Source organism: Burkholderia sp. Ac-20365 (assembly GCF_017104715.1).
GTDB lineage: Bacteria > Pseudomonadota > Gammaproteobacteria > Burkholderiales > Burkholderiaceae > Paraburkholderia.
This window is the reverse complement of sequence record NZ_JAAGPI010000071.1, coordinates 1-15,494: the sequence shown is the minus strand read 5'-3', so window position 1 is coordinate 15,494 and position 15,494 is coordinate 1. Positions and strand designations below refer to the sequence as shown.

Here is a 15,494-nt window from a genome sequence, read left to right as displayed (position 1 = left end):
AGCGGCTCCAACACGGTTCCAGCACGGTTTCAACGCGGAAAATAAGGGGGAATCTGCGCATCGACATTGATCCACACCGACTTGGCCTGAGTGTACTCGCGCATCGCTTCGAAGCCCATTTCACGTCCATAGCCGCTCGCGCCGACGCCACCAAACGGCGACCCCGGGCTCACGCGCTTGTAGCAGTTCACCCACACCATGCCGCTATGAATCTCGCGCGCAATCAGGTGAGCGCGTTGCAGATCGCGTGTCCACAGTCCGGCGCCGAGACCATACTCTGTGCCGTTCGCAATCGCGAGCGCTTCTTCGTCGGTGCGGAACGTCGCCACTGTCATGAACGGACCGAACACTTCTTCCTGCGACACGCGATCGGTCGGCTTCGCTTCGACGATGGTCGGCTCGACATAGCAGCCCTTCGCGAGCGCCGCGTTATCCGGCGATTTGCCGCCCGTCAGCACACGTCCACCCTGCTCGCGCGCGACATCGACATATGACATCACGCGGTCACGATGCTGACGCGACGTAAGCGGACCCATTTCCGTCGATGGATCGAGCGGATCGCCAATGCGGATCGAACGCGCGAGCGCAACGAACTTCTCCAGCACTTCATCGGCAATCGATTCATGCACGATCATCCGCGACGCCGCGATACACGCCTGCCCCTGGTTATGGAAGATGCCGAACGCGGAGCCTTGCACGACGGCATCGATATTCGCATCGCTGAACACGACGTTTGCACCCTTGCCGCCCAGTTCGAGCTGCACCTTCTTCAGATTGCCGCTCGACGCCTGCACAACCTTGCGCCCAACAGCCGTCGACCCGGTGAACGCGACCTTGCCGATCTCCGGATGCTCCGCAATGTACTGACCCGCGACATGCCCAAGCCCCGGCAGAATATTGACGACGCCCGCGGGAAAACCCACTTCAGCCATCAGTTCCGCAATCGCGAGACTGGAAAGCGGCGTAAGTTCAGCGGGTTTCATGATTACGCAGTTACCCGCAGCGAGCGCCGGTGCCATCTTCCAGCTCGTGAACATCAACGGGAAATTCCACGGCACCACCTGCCCGACGATACCAACCGGCTCGCGCGTCAGATAGTTCAGAAAGCCCTGCTCGACGGGAATCACCGAGCCTTCGAACTTGTCGGCCATGCCGCCGAAGTAGCGGAACGTCGCTGCCGTACGCGGCACGTCGAGATTGCGCGTGTCGCGAATCGGGTGGCCGGTATCGATCGATTCTAGGTGCGCAAGGCGGTCCGCGTTCGCTTCGATTGCATCGGCAAGCTTGAGCAGCAGGCGGCCACGCTCGGCGCCCGCCATCTTGCTCCACTTCGGAAATGCCGCTTTCGCCGCAGCCACCGCGCGATCGATATCGGCGTGATTGGCCATCGCCACGTCGGCAATCACCGAGTTGTCGTGAGGGTTGAGCGTCGCGAGGGTTTCGCCCGAAAGCGAAGGCACGAAGCGGCCGTCGATGAAGAGTTGCGTTTGCATGTCAGTCCTGCTCGGTAAGACGTTTAGGCGTGCGGGCTCCCGCAGCGCCGGCTATCCGGCGCCGTCAGTCGGGAACAGGCGAGATGTTTAAAACTGGATCGGATACGGCGGCAGTTCACCGCTCTCGTAGCGCTTTGGCAGATCAGGCGTGGCGTTCTCCCACACCAGCAGCATCGAACGCTTCTGCGAATAGCCCTTGTGGCGGATGTCGGCGGGCATTGCGGCGATATCGCCCGCGTTCATCGTGATACGTGCGCGCGGCTCGCCGGTGTCTTTATCGGCGACATCCCAGATGATCTGATCCGACAGTTGCAGGAACCACTCGACACGATCGTTGCCATGAAATACGGGCAGCACGAATTCTTCCGTCGTCGGGCAAAAGAGACTCTGTTTGCACACCGACGTCACCGACGGATTCCACGTCACATCCGAGCGCGACAGATACTTGAACAGGCTGAATGCATGCAGGTCTTTCTCGAAACCAGGCGCAGCGTGAATCTCCGGTTCGTCTTGCGAGACATCGGCGAACTGGCGGTTAATCGGAAACTCGTCGCGCAACGGCGAATCGCCTTCGAGTCCGGGCATCCGTTTGGTCGCAATGCGCGAGCGCTCGATTGCCGCAACGTTATCGCCATGCTTCGCACCGAATGCGGAACCCGTCTCTTCAGGCGCGGCAAACGGATCGAAGCCTTCGTTCACCCAGTCCTTCAGGATCGCCTTGAACGTCGCCATGATGACGGGCGCGTCGAACTGCTGCGTGTGATCGACGCCTGCATCGCGGAACGCGGCGTTATACGCACCCGCATACATGTCGACCTTGCCGTAGTGATTGCGCGTACCGATCACTTCGTCGAAATTCACCCAGCCGTAGAAGAAGCCCCATGCGACGTCGCGCATCATCGCGCGCAGGAAATCGTCCGCATGCATCTGATGCGAGCGCTGCTGGCCTTTGGCCGGCCACTTGAGCGTAACGAAGTACGCGTCGCGAGAAAACTCGAAGTCGCCGAGTTGGAACGTGCGATAACCCGTGACCGCATCCGGCTCGCTCGCGCGGACGTTTTGCAGCGTGTTGACTGTGCTCATGACCACTCCAGAAAAGTTGTGCGCGATGCGTTACTGAATGCAGATGTCTTTCCACTTCTCGACCGAATAGCGGCCCAGAATGGTCTGCACGAGCAGCACGCCTTTTCCTGCCGTCTCGAAGCGATACGCGGCGCCCGCGGGCAACAGCGCCTGATGGCCGCGGCGCAGCCGCACGAAACCCATGCTCTTGCCATGCGGCGTGCCGTCCAGACGCACGCTGCCTTCCGTTTGCGCATCGACGAGCGGGCCGTCCGAAGGCTTGATGAAATGCACGTCGATCTCGCCATCCATCACCACGCAGAACTCGTCATGCGAGGCCGTGAACCACGGCGATTCGCCTTCCGCGCGCAGCGTCTCGATCACGTACTTGAGGTTCTTGCCGACCACGATCTTTTCGTACGGCGCGGCATGGCTCGCGACTTCGAACACATTCGACATCGCGTAGTGTTCGGGCTTGCCCTTGATGATTTCGATGGAGCCTTTGCGGAAGTTGTCGAGACTCCCCAACCAGGTTTGCTGCATGTCTGCCTCCTTGAATCTCCGTTGATTTCTGTCGGCTACGTCTTGCGTGATGCCATGGACGCAAGAGTAAGTGCCGAAAGACGCAACAGCAATGATCCGAGGGTCGGCAAATCCGAACGCCGGATGCGGGCAAAACGCCCCAGGGGAACTACCTGGTGTCGGCGAGCAAGGCGTGCCCGGCGGGCCGCACGGCGCTCACTGGTCGGCGAGTTCTTCGCCTACGCTCTTCGTGTCTTCATCGTCGGGCGCGATGCCGAGCGCCTTGTCCCACTGCGGCTCGCGCAGATAGCGCTCGCGCAGGAAGTCGACGAACGCCTTCACCTTCGCCGTCGAGCGATGCGACGCCGGGTACACGGCCGACAGCCACAACGGCGGCGCCGCGTAGTCGGGCAGCACGCGCTCGAGCCGACGCTCGAGCAGATCGGCAGCGGCGACCATGGTCGGCAGATAGACGACGCCCGCGCCCGCCCGCGCGAATTCGAGCAGCAGGTGCACGCTATTGGTTTTCAGCACGGGATTGAGCGCGATTTCGAAGCACTCGTTGCCCTTCATCAGCGGCCACTTGTCGCCCCACGGGTAGTACGAGTAACGCGCGAAATCGTGCCGCAGCAGATCGAGCGGCGTTTCGATCACAGGCTCTTCTTTCAGGTAATTGGGCGCGGCGCACAGCACGCCGCGCACGGGAAAGAGCCGCCGTTCGACGAGCAGGTTCGATGCAGGCGGATAGATCTGCAAGGCGAGATCGAAGCCTTCCTGCACGGGGTCGATCACGCGGTCGTTGACGGTCACGACGAATTCGATGCGCGGGTGCGCCTCGCGAAACTCGATCAGCGCGCGCGAGAAATGACCGAGCGCGAAGCCCGGCAACACATGCACGTTGAGCGTGCCCGACAGCGACTCGTGCTGCGCGGCCGAGCGGCCCGACAGATCGTGGACCTTGTTGACGAGTTCGGCGCATTCGCGGTAATACGTCTCGCCGACCTCCGACAGGCGCACCGCACGCGTCGACCGATGAAAGAGCGGCACGCCGAAGTGCTCTTCGAGCTGCTTCACACGTGACGTGACGACGGATTTCGCCACGCCCAGCTGGCGCGCGGCGCTCGCGAAGCTCTGGGCCTCGGCGGCCCGCACGAACGCTTCCATCGACATGAACAGATCCATGCTGTCTCCTGTGCAACGCCTTCTCTGCTGCACTGCATGAGAAAGGCCATTTCTGTTGTATATGCCGAGTGTACGTTTTTTTGCGCATGACATCGCGATGCGCGGCGAATCAACAGAGCGCGTAAAAACGCCAACGCGCGCGTGCACTTTGTACAGAGCAATGTGCGGCGCAACACCGGATGGTGTGCCACTTGGCCTTGCGGCACCGTGGATACGGCAATTTCCCACTACGTGGAACACGCGTTGCTTGATACGGCGAAAGCCATTGCGCTGCTGCGAAGCTCGCGCGCCTGCAATGAAGCGGACATGGAGGCTGCATGCGTCTTTCGATTCTGATCAACACATCCGACCCGACTATCAACCATGACTACGCGGTGTTGTGGCTCGACACGCTCAGCCACGCGTGGACTTCGCAGGAACGGCGCGGCGTCGAGTTACCGTCGTCAGGCGAGATGCGCGAGGACGGGCACGTGATGTCGCTGTGCGCGCGCGGCAGCGAGCAGCCGCTCGTGACGCTGTACGGCGTGCGCGTGGACCGGCATGGCAACATGACATCCGCGCAAGGCCAGGCGACGTGGATTTCGAATTCGCGGCCAGATCCTGTGGCCGGTTTCTGGCGGCTGCAAGCCGTTGAGCGTGAGGGGACGCCTGCTGCGCGCCGCTAACAGCTTTCATGAAAAAGCGCCGCTGGATCAGCGGCGCTTTTCTTTAGCGAGTGAAGTCCGCGTCACGCAGGCACCGACTCCGCCATTTCCCGACGCGACCACACGCGATGCTGGCCCACCGCTTCGATAAACAGCTTCAGCACCGCATCGGCCTTGCCGTCGCCGCCGATCGACACGCCGTCTGCCTTGTCAGGCAGATGCGCCGCGCTCAACACGTCCTTGCCTGCGCCCATCGCCGCAATCGCCTTCAGATGCCGGAACGCTTCGAGCACGAAGTGACGCGCGTCGCCCGATTGCGCGAGCGCTTTTGCGCCCTTCTCGCCGCCTGCGATCACCACGCCGTCGAACATGATCGACGGCATGCCGGAGATCGTCGCATCGGGGTTCATGCCGTCGATGGGCGCGAGCGTCGGTGCGATCAGCAGCGGCGCCGCGCCTTCCGCTTTCAGCGCCGCCTGCACGCTTTTGATCTCTGCGCTATCGCTGCCGGGCGCAGCGAGCACTGCGATCTTGCGCGTCTTGATGCCGGGCACCACGCGATTCAACAGGCTCAATGCCGGTGAGGGCTTTTGCTTGCCGACGGCACGCGCGCCTTTTTCAGGCTTCGGCAGACCAAGCCCCTCTGCCACTTGTGCCGCGAGGTCCGCATCGAAGTTCGCGAGAATCTCGTTGACCACGCGCGCGCGAATTTCGGGTTTCGTCACCTTGCCGAGTTCGAACTGATACGCGAGCGCAATATGCTCTTTCTCGACATCGCTCATGCTCTGATAGAACAGCGCGGCCTGCGAGAAATGATCGGCGAACGACTCGCTGCGCACGCGTATCTTCGTGCCTTCCATCGGCTCGGCATAGCTCTCGAAACCGCCGTCCTTTGCAGCGGGATCGGTTTCCTTCGGCCACGCGTCGCTGACTGAGTTCGGCTCGTACGAGGCCTCGCCGACGTTGATCGTCTGCCGGTGCATGCCGTCGCGCTGGTTGTTCACGTTCGGGCTGACAGGCCGGTTGATCGGAATCTCATGGAAGTTTGGACCGCCTAGCCGGCTGATCTGCGTATCCGTGTATGAGAACAAACGCCCCTGTAATAGCGGATCATTCGTGAAATCGATGCCCGGCACGAGATGCCCCGGATGAAACGCGACCTGCTCCGTTTCAGCGAAGAAGTTGTCCGGATTCCGGTTCAACGTCATCTTGCCGATGATCTTCACGGGCACGATTTCCTCGGGCACGAGCTTGGTGGGATCGAGCAGATCGAAATCGAACGAATCTTCGTCCTTCGCTTCGATGATCTGCACGCCGAGTTCGAACTCGGGATAGTCGCCACGTTCGATCGCTTCCCACAGATCACGCCGGTGGAAATCCGGATCCTTGCCGGCAATCTTCTGCGCTTCGTCCCACAACAACGAATACGAGCCGAGCACCGGCCGCCAGTGAAACTTCACGAGGCGCATCGCGCCCTTCGCGTTGATGAACCGAAACGTGTGTATACCGAAGCCTTCCATCGTGCGCAGGCTGCGCGGAATCGCGCGGTCGGACATCGTCCATAACACCATGTGCGCGGACTCGGGCACGAGCGAGACGAAGTCCCAGAACGTGTCGTGCGCCGAGCCGCCCGTCGGCATTTCGTTCGGTGCTTCCGGCTTGACGGCATGTACGAAGTCGGGAAACTTGATCGCATCCTGAATGAAGAACACCGGCATGTTGTTGCCGACCAGATCGTAGTTGCCCTCCGACGTGTAGAACTTCGTCGCAAACCCGCGTACGTCGCGCACGGTATCGGCGGAACCGCGCGGACCCTGCACGGTGGAAAAACGCACATAGACGGGCGTTTGCACAGACGGGTCCTGTAAAAAGGCCGCTTTTGTATATTCGGCCATCGACTCGTAGACCTGAAACACGCCGTGCGCCGCCGAGCCGCGCGCATGCACGATGCGCTCGGGAATGCGCTCGTGGTCGAAGTGCGTGATTTTTTCACGCATGATGAAGTCTTCCAGCAACGACGGACCGCGCGGCCCAGCGCGCAACGTGTTCTGGTTATCCGCGATTTTCACGCCCTGATTCGTGCGCAGCGCTTCATTCTGCGGCCGCACGCGGGACCGTTCGAGATCCTTCGACTTGAGGTCTTCCCCATGTGTGGAAGACGAATGGTTGCGCTGCTTGCTTGCCATCTGTTGGACTCCTTTGCTCTCGTTGGTGCGTCGTTGGTGCGCGCAACGCGGTGGCGCAGGCGCATGCATCGTCAACGACCTGGCGCAAACAGTGTTCCTGGTGAGCGCGATGAAGGCGACTCAACGCGACTCAGTCAGGCACGCCCCGCGGCACAGGGTTTGCGCAAATGAAGGCACGTGCGGGTCGACTTAACGACTCGTGACGATCAAACCATCTCTGGAGGTTCGACCATGAAAAGCACCATGAAGAAGGTACTAGCCACTGCCCTCGTGATGGCGCTATCCGGCGGCGCCTATGCGCAAGGCGCGGGCGGCGGAGGCGGTAACGGCGCAGGCGGCGGTGCAGCGGGCAACGGCGTCGGTGCAGGCAGCGGCAATACGGGCGGTGCCGGCGGCGTAGCGTCGCCGGGCGCAGGCGTGAACCGCATGCAGCGCGGCACGACCAACGACAGCGGCTACGGCTCGCCGGGCACGACGGCGACGGGCGGCGGCACAGGTACAGGGACGGGCTCGACGCCGAACAGCGCCAGCAAGAGCCGTACGTATAACAACGGTACGATGCAGCAGAACGGCACGATGCAGCCGGGCACGAACGGCACGAATCAGGGCGGGCAGTAGCGCTCTGCCTACCTGATCGGCGCTTGGAAACGGGCGGTTGAGCGCGCCCCGGTGTCTCAACGACGCCGGGGCGCTTTGCATTCGCACCAGCATCCCGCAAACCGGGTCAATATCGGATCAATGCATGCGGATGAACTTCCGCATCGCCGCTCAGGTCCATTGATGCACAGGCCAATGCCGCGGAGACAAACTTGAGCCAACAGCCGGACCTGATCGTCGCGCGCCCGGAAGGCCTGTATTGCCCGCCAGGCGATTTCCATATCGATCCATGGCGCCCCGTCGAACGCGCAATCATCACGCACGCACACGCCGATCACGCGCGCTTTGGACATCGCCGCTATCTCGCCGCCGAGCCTGGCGCGCAGGTACTGCTGTCGCGGCTGCCCGGCATCGCGTTACAAACGCTCGCTTATGGCGAGCGCATCGCGATCAACGGCGTCGAGGTATCGTTGCACCCGGCAGGGCATGTGCTGGGCTCGGCGCAGGTGCGCGTCGAGTATCGCGGCGAAGTGTGGGTCGCATCCGGCGACTACAAGCTCGATCCCGATCCCACCTGCGTGCCGTTCGAACCCGTGCGCTGCAATACCTTCATCACCGAGTCCACCTTCGGGCTTCCCATCTATCGCTGGGACGCGCCGCAAACGGTGTTCGACGGCATTAACAGCTGGTGGCGCCACAACGCGGCGTCGGGCCGCGCTTCCGTGCTGTTCTGCTATGCGTTCGGCAAGGCGCAGCACATTCTCGCGGGCATCGACGCGGGCATCGGGCCGATCTTCTGTCACGGTGCCGTCGAGCCGTTGAATCGCGCATATCGCGCGGCGGGTGTCGCGCTGCCGTCCGTGCGGCTCGTCAGCGAGATTCCCGCGAAAAACAAGGAAGCCTTCAGGCAGGCGCTCGTCGTCGCGCCGCCGTCCGCACAGGGCAGCGCGTGGCTGCGGCGCTTCGGCGAATACAGCGACGCGTTCGCCTCGGGCTGGATGCGGCTGCGCGGCACGCGCCGGCGGCGTGGCGTCGACCGCGGTTTCGTGCTGTCCGATCACGCCGACTGGCCCGGCCTGCAAACGGCCATCGCCGCGACGGGCGCCCAGCGCGTGATCGTCACGCACGGACAGGTCGAACCGATGGTGCGCTGGCTGCGCGAGCAAGGCCTCGAAGCGGGCGCGTTCGCGACCGAATATGGCGACGACGCGATCGAAGCGGAGGCCGCGGCGGCCAACGACGGCGAAGCTTCGACGAGCGCCGTCGAAACGACGTCCGACGCACCATGAAACGCTTCGCCACCCTCTACACGGCGCTCGACGCGACGACCTCGACGCGCGACAAGCTCGACGCGCTGATCGCATATTTCCGCGTTGCGCCGCCCGAGGACGCCGCGTGGGCGTCGTATTTTCTCGCGGGCGGCAAGCCGCGCCAGTCCGTGCCGACGCGTCTGCTCACCGACATCGCGCGCACACGCGCCGGTTTGCCCGAATGGCTATTCGAAGAGTCGTATCAGGCCGTCGGCGATCTTGCGGAAACCATCGCGCACGTGTTGCCGCCCGCAGCGCGCACGTCCGAACTCGGCCTCACGCAATGGATCGAGGAACGCATCCTGACGCTGCGCGGCGCGTCGCCGGAAGTGCTGCGCGAGCGGCTCGTCGCGTACTGGGACGAACTCGACTGGAGCGGGCGCTTTCTGTTCACGAAGCTGATCGGCGGTGGCTTTCGTGTTGGCGTGGCGCGGCAACTCGTCGTGCGCGCGCTCGCGGATGTGGCGGGCGTCGATCACAAGCTGATCGCGCAGCGCATGGTCGGCTGGACGGATTCGAGCCAGCCGCCCGATGCCGCGCGCTATCTGCGCCTGATCGCGCCCGCGCCTTCCGGCGACACAGCCGATGGCACCGACAGCGCCACGGTTCGCCACGAAAGCGAACTCGGCCTGCCGTATCCGTTCTTTCTCGCGCATCCGTTGCAGGCCGATCCCGCGACGCTCGGCGATCCGGCGTCGTGGTTCGCCGAATGGAAGTGGGACGGCATCCGCGCGCAGGTGGTGAAGCGCGACGGCCGCGTGTGGGTCTGGTCGCGCGGCGAAGACCTGATCACGGACCGCTTCCCCGAAGTGGTCGCGCTTGGTGAAGCACTGCCCGACGGCAGCGTGATCGACGGTGAAATTCTCGCGTGGGAACCTGATGCGCTCGCGCCGCTGCCGTTCGCGCGGCTTCAGCCGCGCATCACACGCAAGTCGCTGACGAAGCGCGTGCTCGCCGAATCGCCCGCGACGTTCCTTGCCTACGACATGCTCGAATCGAATGGCGAAGATCTGCGCATGCAGCCGCTGCACGAACGTCGCGCGCGGCTCGACGCACTGGCTTCGACGCTCACGGACACGCTCGCGAAAGACCTGTTGCGCGTATCGCCGCTCGTCGATGCACGCGATTGGACCGCTCTCGCCGCGTTGCGCGATGAAAGCCGCACGCGTGGTGTCGAAGGCCTGATGCTGAAAGAACGCGATTCGATGTACGGCGTAGGCCGAACCAAGGCATCCGGCACATGGTGGAAGTGGAAAATCGACCCCTACGCGATCGACGCCGTGCTGATCTACGCGCAGCGCGGCCACGGCCGGCGCGCGAGTCTGTACACGGATTTCACGTTCGCCGTGTGGGACGAAGCCGACGGCGTGCGCACGCTCGTGCCCTTCGCGAAGGCCTATTCCGGTCTGACGGATGAAGAGATGCGCGAGGTCGACGCCATCGTGCGCAAAACGACGATCGAGAAATTCGGCCCGGTGCGCAGCGTCACGCCGACGCTCGTATTCGAAATCGGCTTCGAAGGCATTCAGGCGAGCCCGCGCCACAAATCGGGCGTTGCGGTGCGCTTTCCGCGCATGCTGCGCTGGCGCACCGACAAGCATATCGACGACGCCGACACGCTCGTCACGTTAAAGGGTTTTATCGACGAACGCGAAAGCGTGCGCTAATGGCAGCTTCTTTGTGCATGCTAGCCAATGCTGTCAAAATACGGTTTTGGGCATTTCCATGACCGGGGCACAACATGGCAGGAGTTCGTCAGTTCAATGAAGACGACGCTTTCGCGCACGCGCTGGAGGTTTTCTGGCAGAAGGGATATCGCGCCACATCGATGCTGGATCTCGCCGAAGCGACGGGCGTGCAGCGCGGCTCGCTATACAACGCATACGGCGACAAGGAAGAGATCTTCATGCGCGTGTTCGAACGCTATGCGCAGCGCTTCGTCGCCGACGCGCGCAAGGCGCTCGACAAACCCGATCTGCATGATGCGCTGACTTCGTTCTTCACGTTCGCGATCCGTTCGATCTCGCAGGGCACGCCGGCGCGCGGCTGTCTGTCGACCAAAACGGCTGTCGAGATCGACCCTGAATCGCCGCGCGTGCGCGGCGCATTGCAGTCCATGCTCGACGCACTCGAAGCGGCCGTGCTCGCCGTGCTCGACACGAAAGAAGCACGCGCGCAACTCACGCTGGCGCCGCAACAGGCGGCAAACCTGATCGTCACGACCACGCGCGGTATCGCGGTGATGGAGCGCGTGTACGGCGATCCGAAGAAACTCCGGCAGACGGCGTTCGCGCTCGTCGACGTGCTGGTGCGCAAGCACTAGGTGCTTCGCTTCAACCGGTCCGTGTCGCGCGGTACGCGTAGGTGACGTAAGGCACCGTCACCGTATCGTGCGACGCGAGCGCCGGCTCCGATGCGATCAGCGCGCGCACCTCGCGTTCAACCTGAGCCCATTCTTCGGGCGGCAGTGCCTGAATGAAGCTGGTCGAATGAACGCGCGTGACGACCACATCTTCTACGGGTCCCGTGTGCCCATGCGGCAAGTGCAGCTCTTCCAGCGCACCGAAACCCTCTGCCGGAAACACGTTGCGCCACGCGCCCGAGTGATAGCGCGGTGCATCGCCTTCACGCGCATTGACGATCGCATCGAGTTGCGCGACCCACGGCACGCGCGCATCGCGCACATTCCAGACGAGCCCGAGATGCCCGCCCGGTTTCAGCACACGGCGAATTTCAGCGAGCGCTTCACGCGTCGCGAACCAGTGGAACGACTGCGCGCAGAGCACGGCGTCGACGGATGCGTCGTCGAGCGGCAAGCGTTGCGCCGTGCCTTCGCGCGCATCGACTTGCGGCAGCGCAGCGGTAATCTTCTCGCGCATCTGCGCAACCGGCTCGACGGCGATCACGTGCGCGCCCGTTTCGATCAGGCGCGGCGTGAACTTGCCCGTGCCCGCGCCGAGATCCACCGCGGTTTTGCCCGGCGCGAGCGCGAGATCTCCCTTCAGCCAGCCTGCCAGTTCCGGCGGATAGTCGGGCCGTCCCTTGACGTAGGTATTCGCGCCCTTCGTGTAGCCCTCGGTCGCCGCGTGATGAACGTGTGACGTGTCGTCGGTCATGTCGATGGTTTGCAGTGTCGAAGACGTTCATTGTGAACGATCCATTTACACGCGAGCAAATGCTCGTGCGCAACCGGATGCATGACGCAGTGCCGCATTCAAACGGGCATCGCTCTTGCGAGACTGTCGCACTTGCATCGACAGCGCGATAATAGTTTTTAACGACGGCGCACAGCGCATGGAGGTCGGCATGCAAGGCAGCCAGCTTACCGTGTTCGCGGCCACCACAGGCCCGCGCAGGCATCACCAGACGACCATCGGCTGGATACTCGATGAAGCCAGACAGGCGGGCATCCAGGGCGCAACCGTGGTCGAGGTGAGCGAATGCGTGGACGTGCACGGCAAGTATCACGCGGCGCGCTTCGTCGAACTGGCCGATCAGCCCGTCGCCATCACGCTCGCGGGCGAAAGCGCGCGCGTCGATGCATTGCTCGAACGCCTGCGGCAAGGCAACGTCCCCCTCTTCTATACGCGCTGCGCTGTCGAGTACGAGGCGCTCGACAGCGGTGTTCCCTGAAAGCGCGTAATCTGCTTCACGTCTGACGCACACAGCGACGCACACGCTTACCAGTTCGCACACGCGAACCCGGGCGACAGGAGAAACGCGATGAAAACAGAGCCAAGACTCTTGCATGATGTCGGACTGTTCGATGCGGTGTTCGCTTGCGTTCACGACAAGGATCCTTCCTTGCGCGCGGGCACGATGTTCGGCTGCCCGGCCGCGTTCGTCGGCGCACATCTCGCATTCTGCGTGTATGGCAGCGGCATCGGCATCAAGCTGCCCGCCGAGCGCGCGGCGACGCTGGTGGACGCCGGGCGTGCGTTCGCGTTCCAGCCATACGGCCGCTCGGCGATGCGCGAATGGGTCGAGATACGGATACCGCGCGAGCGCGTCGGCGAAATCGCCTCCGTGCTGCTCGAAGCCGTCGACTATGCCCGCGATCACGTGAGCCACGCGGGCAGCAGCGCGCCGCCCGCTCCGGCGCCGCACGCGCAGCCTGGACGGCATTAACGGCGCGAGCGTCGCGATGAACGGCTGTCAATTGACTTTCTTCACCGAGCGCAACCGGCGGCACGGTCATCAGACCGTCTGCGAATGGCTGCTGCACGAGGCGCGCACGCTCGGCATCCGTGGCGCGAGTGTCGTGAGTTGCGCGCAGGGCGTCGGGCACGCCGGCGCGCACCACGCGGCGCACGCGCTGTCGCTCGCCGATCAGCCGCAGCAGGTGATCCTCGCCACTACCGATGACGAAGCCGACCGCCTGCTGGACATCGTGCGCGCGGCGAACGTGCACGTGTTTTACATGCGCATGCCCGTGGAGTTCGGCTGGATTGGCGGCGACGCTGTGGCCAGTACCGAAAAACATCACGGACTGTTCAGACGCCACGGAAGCTGAGCCGCGACCCTTCGGCGTCGACATCGGGTGGCGCTCCGAGCTTTATATCCTGCGCCTTAAAATGCAGTTGTAAGCACAACGTCATGGCATTCGACGGACAGGCTATGCAATAATCAACGTTCACTTACATCGCTCGCCGCCCGTGCTGCTTGCCATCAAGGCTTTTATCGCTCCCGTCATCGTCGCCTGCGCGATGTTCATGGAGAGCGTCGATGCGAATGTCATCGTCACTGCGCTGCCTGAGATGGCGCGCGCCTTCGGCCGGGATCCCGTCACACTGAAAATCGCCGTTACCAGCTATGTGCTGGGGCTGGGCGTGTTCATTCCCGTGTGCGGATGGCTGGCGGATCGTTTCGGCGCGCGCTCGGTGTTCCGCACGGCGATCGGCATTTTCGTGGTCGGCTCGCTGTTGTGCGCGGCGTCCACGTCACTCGCGACGTTCACGGTTGCGCGCTTTATACAGGGCGTGGGCGGCGCAATGATGGTGCCTGTTGGGCGCATCATCATTTTCCGCGTCGTGGAGCGCTCCGAGTACATACGCGCGATGAACTACCTGAGTGTGCCTGCGATGCTCGGGCCTGCGGCGGGGCCGTTGCTCGGCGGCTTTATCACGACGTATCTGCACTGGCGGCTGATTTTCTTCATCAATATTCCTGTCGGCATTCTCGGCATCTGGCTGACCAACAAGTACATCAAGAACACTCGCGAGCCGCATCCGGGGCCGCTCGACTGGACGGGGTTCGTACTGTCGGCGGGCGGGGCATCGCTGTTTCTGCTCGGGCTTTCGTTGACCGACGGCGAACTGGTGACGGGCACGACGGCTACTGTGATGACGTTGGTCGGCGCAGTCATGCTTGGCGTTTATGTGCTGTATGCGCGGCGTGTCGAGCGCCCGTTGCTCGATTTGCGGTTTTTCCGTGTCCCGACGTTTCAGGCCAGCGTGCTGGGTGGTTCGCTGTTCCGTATCGGTCTCGGTGCTGTGCCGTTCTTGCTGCCGCTCGTGCTGCAGGAAGGGCTTGGGATGAGTGCGTTTCAGTCCGGTCTGATTACCTGTGCTTCGGCGTTTGGCGGCATGTTCATGCGCACGCTTGCCGCGACTGTGCTGCGGCGCTGGGGATTTCGCACGGTGCTGATGTATAACGCGGCGCTTTCAGGGATTGCGATTGCGGCGTGCGGCGCGTTTTTTCCCGGTACGCCGACGTGGCTGATCTGGGTTGTCGTGTTGCTCGGTGGGTTCTTTCCTGCGCTGCAGTTTACGAGTCTGAATTCGATGACTTATGCGGAGATTGAAAGTCGCGATGTCGGTCGCGCTACCAGCCTGGGTAGTGTCGTGCAGCAGATTTCTCTCGGGTTAGGCGTTACCGTTGCCGGTATCGTGCTTTCTATTACCCGTTATTTGCATGGGCATTCGGCTTTGCAGTGGTCGGATTTCTGGCCCGCTTTTGTTGTGGTCGGGCTTTGTTCTTTTGCTTCTATTCCTGTTACCAGACGGCTTGCTGTTAATGCTGGGGATGAGATTGTTAGGGGGAAGCGGGAGGTGACTACCAAAGCGTAGTGGTTTTTTTTTGTTGTCTGCGACGCTTTGTTTGGTTTGCTTGGTTATCGCTGGCGTCCGCGTTTTGTTTGGTGCTTCATGCGTTGCCCCTGTGCGGGGCGGCATGCGCTTTTGGCTGGTCTTGCGACGGTTGGTCTCGGTTTGCTTGTGTTGAGGCTGGCATCCGCGTTTTGTTATCGGTTCTTCATGCGTTGCCCCTGTGCGGGGCGGCACTTACTTTCTTTGCCGCCGCAAAGAAAGTAAGCAAAGAAAGCGGGCTAACACCGCCCATTCTTGACCACCGCCTGAGGGCCCCCCAACGGGTCCTCCGCTTCATACGGCAACCTCTCAGTCACCGCCCGTTGCCAACGCTCAGAACGTGCGCCTCACCCACTTCAATCACCCGTAGCGCAGCAACCGGCAGCGACTGGTTACGGCCGCCCAGGTGGCA

Annotated in this window: 15 protein-coding genes; 9 read left to right on the top strand and 6 right to left on the bottom strand. The window is 62.7% G+C overall.

Going from position 1 to position 15,494, the window contains the following annotated elements; genetic code table 11:
* Nucleotides 1-29: 29 nt before the first annotated feature.
* The 4 genes from G3O01_RS43860 to G3O01_RS43845 all read right to left on the bottom strand — a co-directional run bounded on the left by G3O01_RS43860 (nucleotide 30) and on the right by G3O01_RS43845 (nucleotide 4,259).
* Nucleotides 30-1,493, bottom strand: coding sequence for an aldehyde dehydrogenase family protein (locus tag G3O01_RS43860; RefSeq protein WP_205813736.1), 1,464 nt, complete (start codon nucleotides 1,491-1,493; stop codon nucleotides 30-32).
* An 87-nt stretch (nucleotides 1,494-1,580) separates the two neighbouring features.
* Nucleotides 1,581-2,576 (bottom strand): hydroxyquinol 1,2-dioxygenase, encoded by a 996-nt coding sequence (locus G3O01_RS43855; protein ID WP_205813735.1) that lies wholly within the window; start codon nucleotides 2,574-2,576, stop codon nucleotides 1,581-1,583.
* A 30-nt stretch (nucleotides 2,577-2,606) separates the two neighbouring features.
* On the bottom strand, nucleotides 2,607-3,098 hold the full coding sequence (locus tag G3O01_RS43850) for a hydroxyquinol 1,2-dioxygenase (RefSeq protein ID WP_205813734.1): 492 nt from the start codon (nucleotides 3,096-3,098) through the stop codon (nucleotides 2,607-2,609).
* 195 nt (nucleotides 3,099-3,293) lie between these two features.
* Nucleotides 3,294-4,259 (bottom strand): LysR family transcriptional regulator, encoded by a 966-nt coding sequence (locus G3O01_RS43845; protein ID WP_205813733.1) that lies wholly within the window; start codon nucleotides 4,257-4,259, stop codon nucleotides 3,294-3,296.
* A gap of 317 nt (nucleotides 4,260-4,576) precedes the next feature.
* Between G3O01_RS43845 and G3O01_RS43840 the strand changes: the two genes are divergently transcribed.
* Nucleotides 4,577-4,924 (top strand): DUF3564 family protein, encoded by a 348-nt coding sequence (locus tag G3O01_RS43840; RefSeq protein ID WP_205813732.1) that lies wholly within the window; start codon nucleotides 4,577-4,579, stop codon nucleotides 4,922-4,924.
* A 62-nt stretch (nucleotides 4,925-4,986) separates the two neighbouring features.
* Here the strand turns inward: G3O01_RS43840 and katE are convergent, their stop codons facing one another.
* Nucleotides 4,987-7,158: a catalase HPII gene (katE, locus tag G3O01_RS43835; RefSeq protein WP_205813731.1), complete on the bottom strand. Its 2,172-nt coding sequence runs from the start codon at nucleotides 7,156-7,158 to the stop codon at nucleotides 4,987-4,989.
* Nucleotides 7,159-7,320: 162 nt separating this feature from the next.
* Here katE and G3O01_RS43830 point away from each other — a divergent pair, with 162 nt between their 5' ends.
* The 4 genes from G3O01_RS43830 (at nucleotide 7,321) to G3O01_RS43815 (ending at nucleotide 11,319) form a co-directional block, all read left to right on the top strand.
* Nucleotides 7,321-7,707, top strand: coding sequence for a hypothetical protein (locus tag G3O01_RS43830; protein WP_205813730.1), 387 nt, complete (start codon nucleotides 7,321-7,323; stop codon nucleotides 7,705-7,707).
* Between the two features lie 191 nt (nucleotides 7,708-7,898).
* Complete coding sequence (locus tag G3O01_RS43825) at nucleotides 7,899-8,975, top strand: ligase-associated DNA damage response exonuclease (protein WP_205813729.1); 1,077 nt, start codon at nucleotides 7,899-7,901, stop codon at nucleotides 8,973-8,975.
* Nucleotides 8,972-10,663 (top strand): ATP-dependent DNA ligase, encoded by a 1,692-nt coding sequence (locus G3O01_RS43820; protein WP_205813728.1) that lies wholly within the window; start codon nucleotides 8,972-8,974, stop codon nucleotides 10,661-10,663. Before G3O01_RS43825 ends, G3O01_RS43820 begins: the two co-directional genes overlap by 4 nt.
* Nucleotides 10,664-10,737: 74 nt before the next feature.
* Nucleotides 10,738-11,319 (top strand): TetR/AcrR family transcriptional regulator, encoded by a 582-nt coding sequence (locus G3O01_RS43815; RefSeq protein ID WP_205813727.1) that lies wholly within the window; start codon nucleotides 10,738-10,740, stop codon nucleotides 11,317-11,319.
* A gap of 10 nt (nucleotides 11,320-11,329) precedes the next feature.
* On the opposite strand, the gene G3O01_RS43810 is transcribed toward G3O01_RS43815, so the two are convergent.
* Nucleotides 11,330-12,112, bottom strand: coding sequence for a class I SAM-dependent methyltransferase (locus tag G3O01_RS43810; RefSeq protein WP_205813726.1), 783 nt, complete (start codon nucleotides 12,110-12,112; stop codon nucleotides 11,330-11,332).
* A gap of 190 nt (nucleotides 12,113-12,302) precedes the next feature.
* Here G3O01_RS43810 and G3O01_RS43805 point away from each other — a divergent pair, with 190 nt between their 5' ends.
* The 4 genes from G3O01_RS43805 (at nucleotide 12,303) to G3O01_RS43790 (ending at nucleotide 15,064) form a co-directional block, all read left to right on the top strand.
* The gene (locus G3O01_RS43805) at nucleotides 12,303-12,629 is read left to right on the top strand and encodes a DUF190 domain-containing protein (protein ID WP_205813725.1); all 327 of its coding nucleotides are present in this window, start codon (nucleotides 12,303-12,305) and stop codon (nucleotides 12,627-12,629) included.
* A 90-nt stretch (nucleotides 12,630-12,719) separates the two neighbouring features.
* Nucleotides 12,720-13,124: a hypothetical protein gene (locus tag G3O01_RS43800; protein ID WP_205813724.1), complete on the top strand. Its 405-nt coding sequence runs from the start codon at nucleotides 12,720-12,722 to the stop codon at nucleotides 13,122-13,124.
* Between the two features lie 16 nt (nucleotides 13,125-13,140).
* Nucleotides 13,141-13,509, top strand: a complete 369-nt coding sequence (locus tag G3O01_RS43795) for a DUF190 domain-containing protein (protein WP_205813723.1) — start codon at nucleotides 13,141-13,143, stop codon at nucleotides 13,507-13,509.
* Between the two features lie 112 nt (nucleotides 13,510-13,621).
* On the top strand, nucleotides 13,622-15,064 hold the full coding sequence (locus G3O01_RS43790; RefSeq protein ID WP_346779272.1) for an MFS transporter: 1,443 nt from the start codon (nucleotides 13,622-13,624) through the stop codon (nucleotides 15,062-15,064).
* Nucleotides 15,065-15,494: the final 430 nt, after the last annotated feature.

Excerpts from the sequence above, each read along its gene's own strand:
- G3O01_RS43860 (WP_205813736.1), bottom strand. The coding sequence starts at position 1,493 with ATGCAAACGCAACTCTTCATCGACGGCCGCTTCGTGCCTTCGCTTTCG.
- G3O01_RS43855 (WP_205813735.1), bottom strand. The coding sequence starts at position 2,576 with ATGAGCACAGTCAACACGCTGCAAAACGTCCGCGCGAGCGAGCCGGAT.
- G3O01_RS43850 (WP_205813734.1), bottom strand. The coding sequence starts at position 3,098 with ATGCAGCAAACCTGGTTGGGGAGTCTCGACAACTTCCGCAAAGGCTCC.
- G3O01_RS43845 (WP_205813733.1), bottom strand. The coding sequence starts at position 4,259 with ATGGATCTGTTCATGTCGATGGAAGCGTTCGTGCGGGCCGCCGAGGCC.
- G3O01_RS43840 (WP_205813732.1), top strand. The coding sequence starts at position 4,577 with ATGCGTCTTTCGATTCTGATCAACACATCCGACCCGACTATCAACCAT.
- katE (WP_205813731.1), bottom strand. The coding sequence starts at position 7,158 with ATGCATGCGCCTGCGCCACCGCGTTGCGCGCACCAACGACGCACCAAC.
- G3O01_RS43830 (WP_205813730.1), top strand. The coding sequence starts at position 7,321 with ATGAAAAGCACCATGAAGAAGGTACTAGCCACTGCCCTCGTGATGGCG.
- G3O01_RS43820 (WP_205813728.1), top strand. The coding sequence starts at position 8,972 with ATGAAACGCTTCGCCACCCTCTACACGGCGCTCGACGCGACGACCTCG.
- G3O01_RS43815 (WP_205813727.1), top strand. The coding sequence starts at position 10,738 with ATGGCAGGAGTTCGTCAGTTCAATGAAGACGACGCTTTCGCGCACGCG.
- G3O01_RS43810 (WP_205813726.1), bottom strand. The coding sequence starts at position 12,112 with ATGACCGACGACACGTCACACGTTCATCACGCGGCGACCGAGGGCTAC.
- G3O01_RS43805 (WP_205813725.1), top strand. The coding sequence starts at position 12,303 with ATGCAAGGCAGCCAGCTTACCGTGTTCGCGGCCACCACAGGCCCGCGC.
- G3O01_RS43800 (WP_205813724.1), top strand. The coding sequence starts at position 12,720 with ATGAAAACAGAGCCAAGACTCTTGCATGATGTCGGACTGTTCGATGCG.
- G3O01_RS43795 (WP_205813723.1), top strand. The coding sequence starts at position 13,141 with ATGAACGGCTGTCAATTGACTTTCTTCACCGAGCGCAACCGGCGGCAC.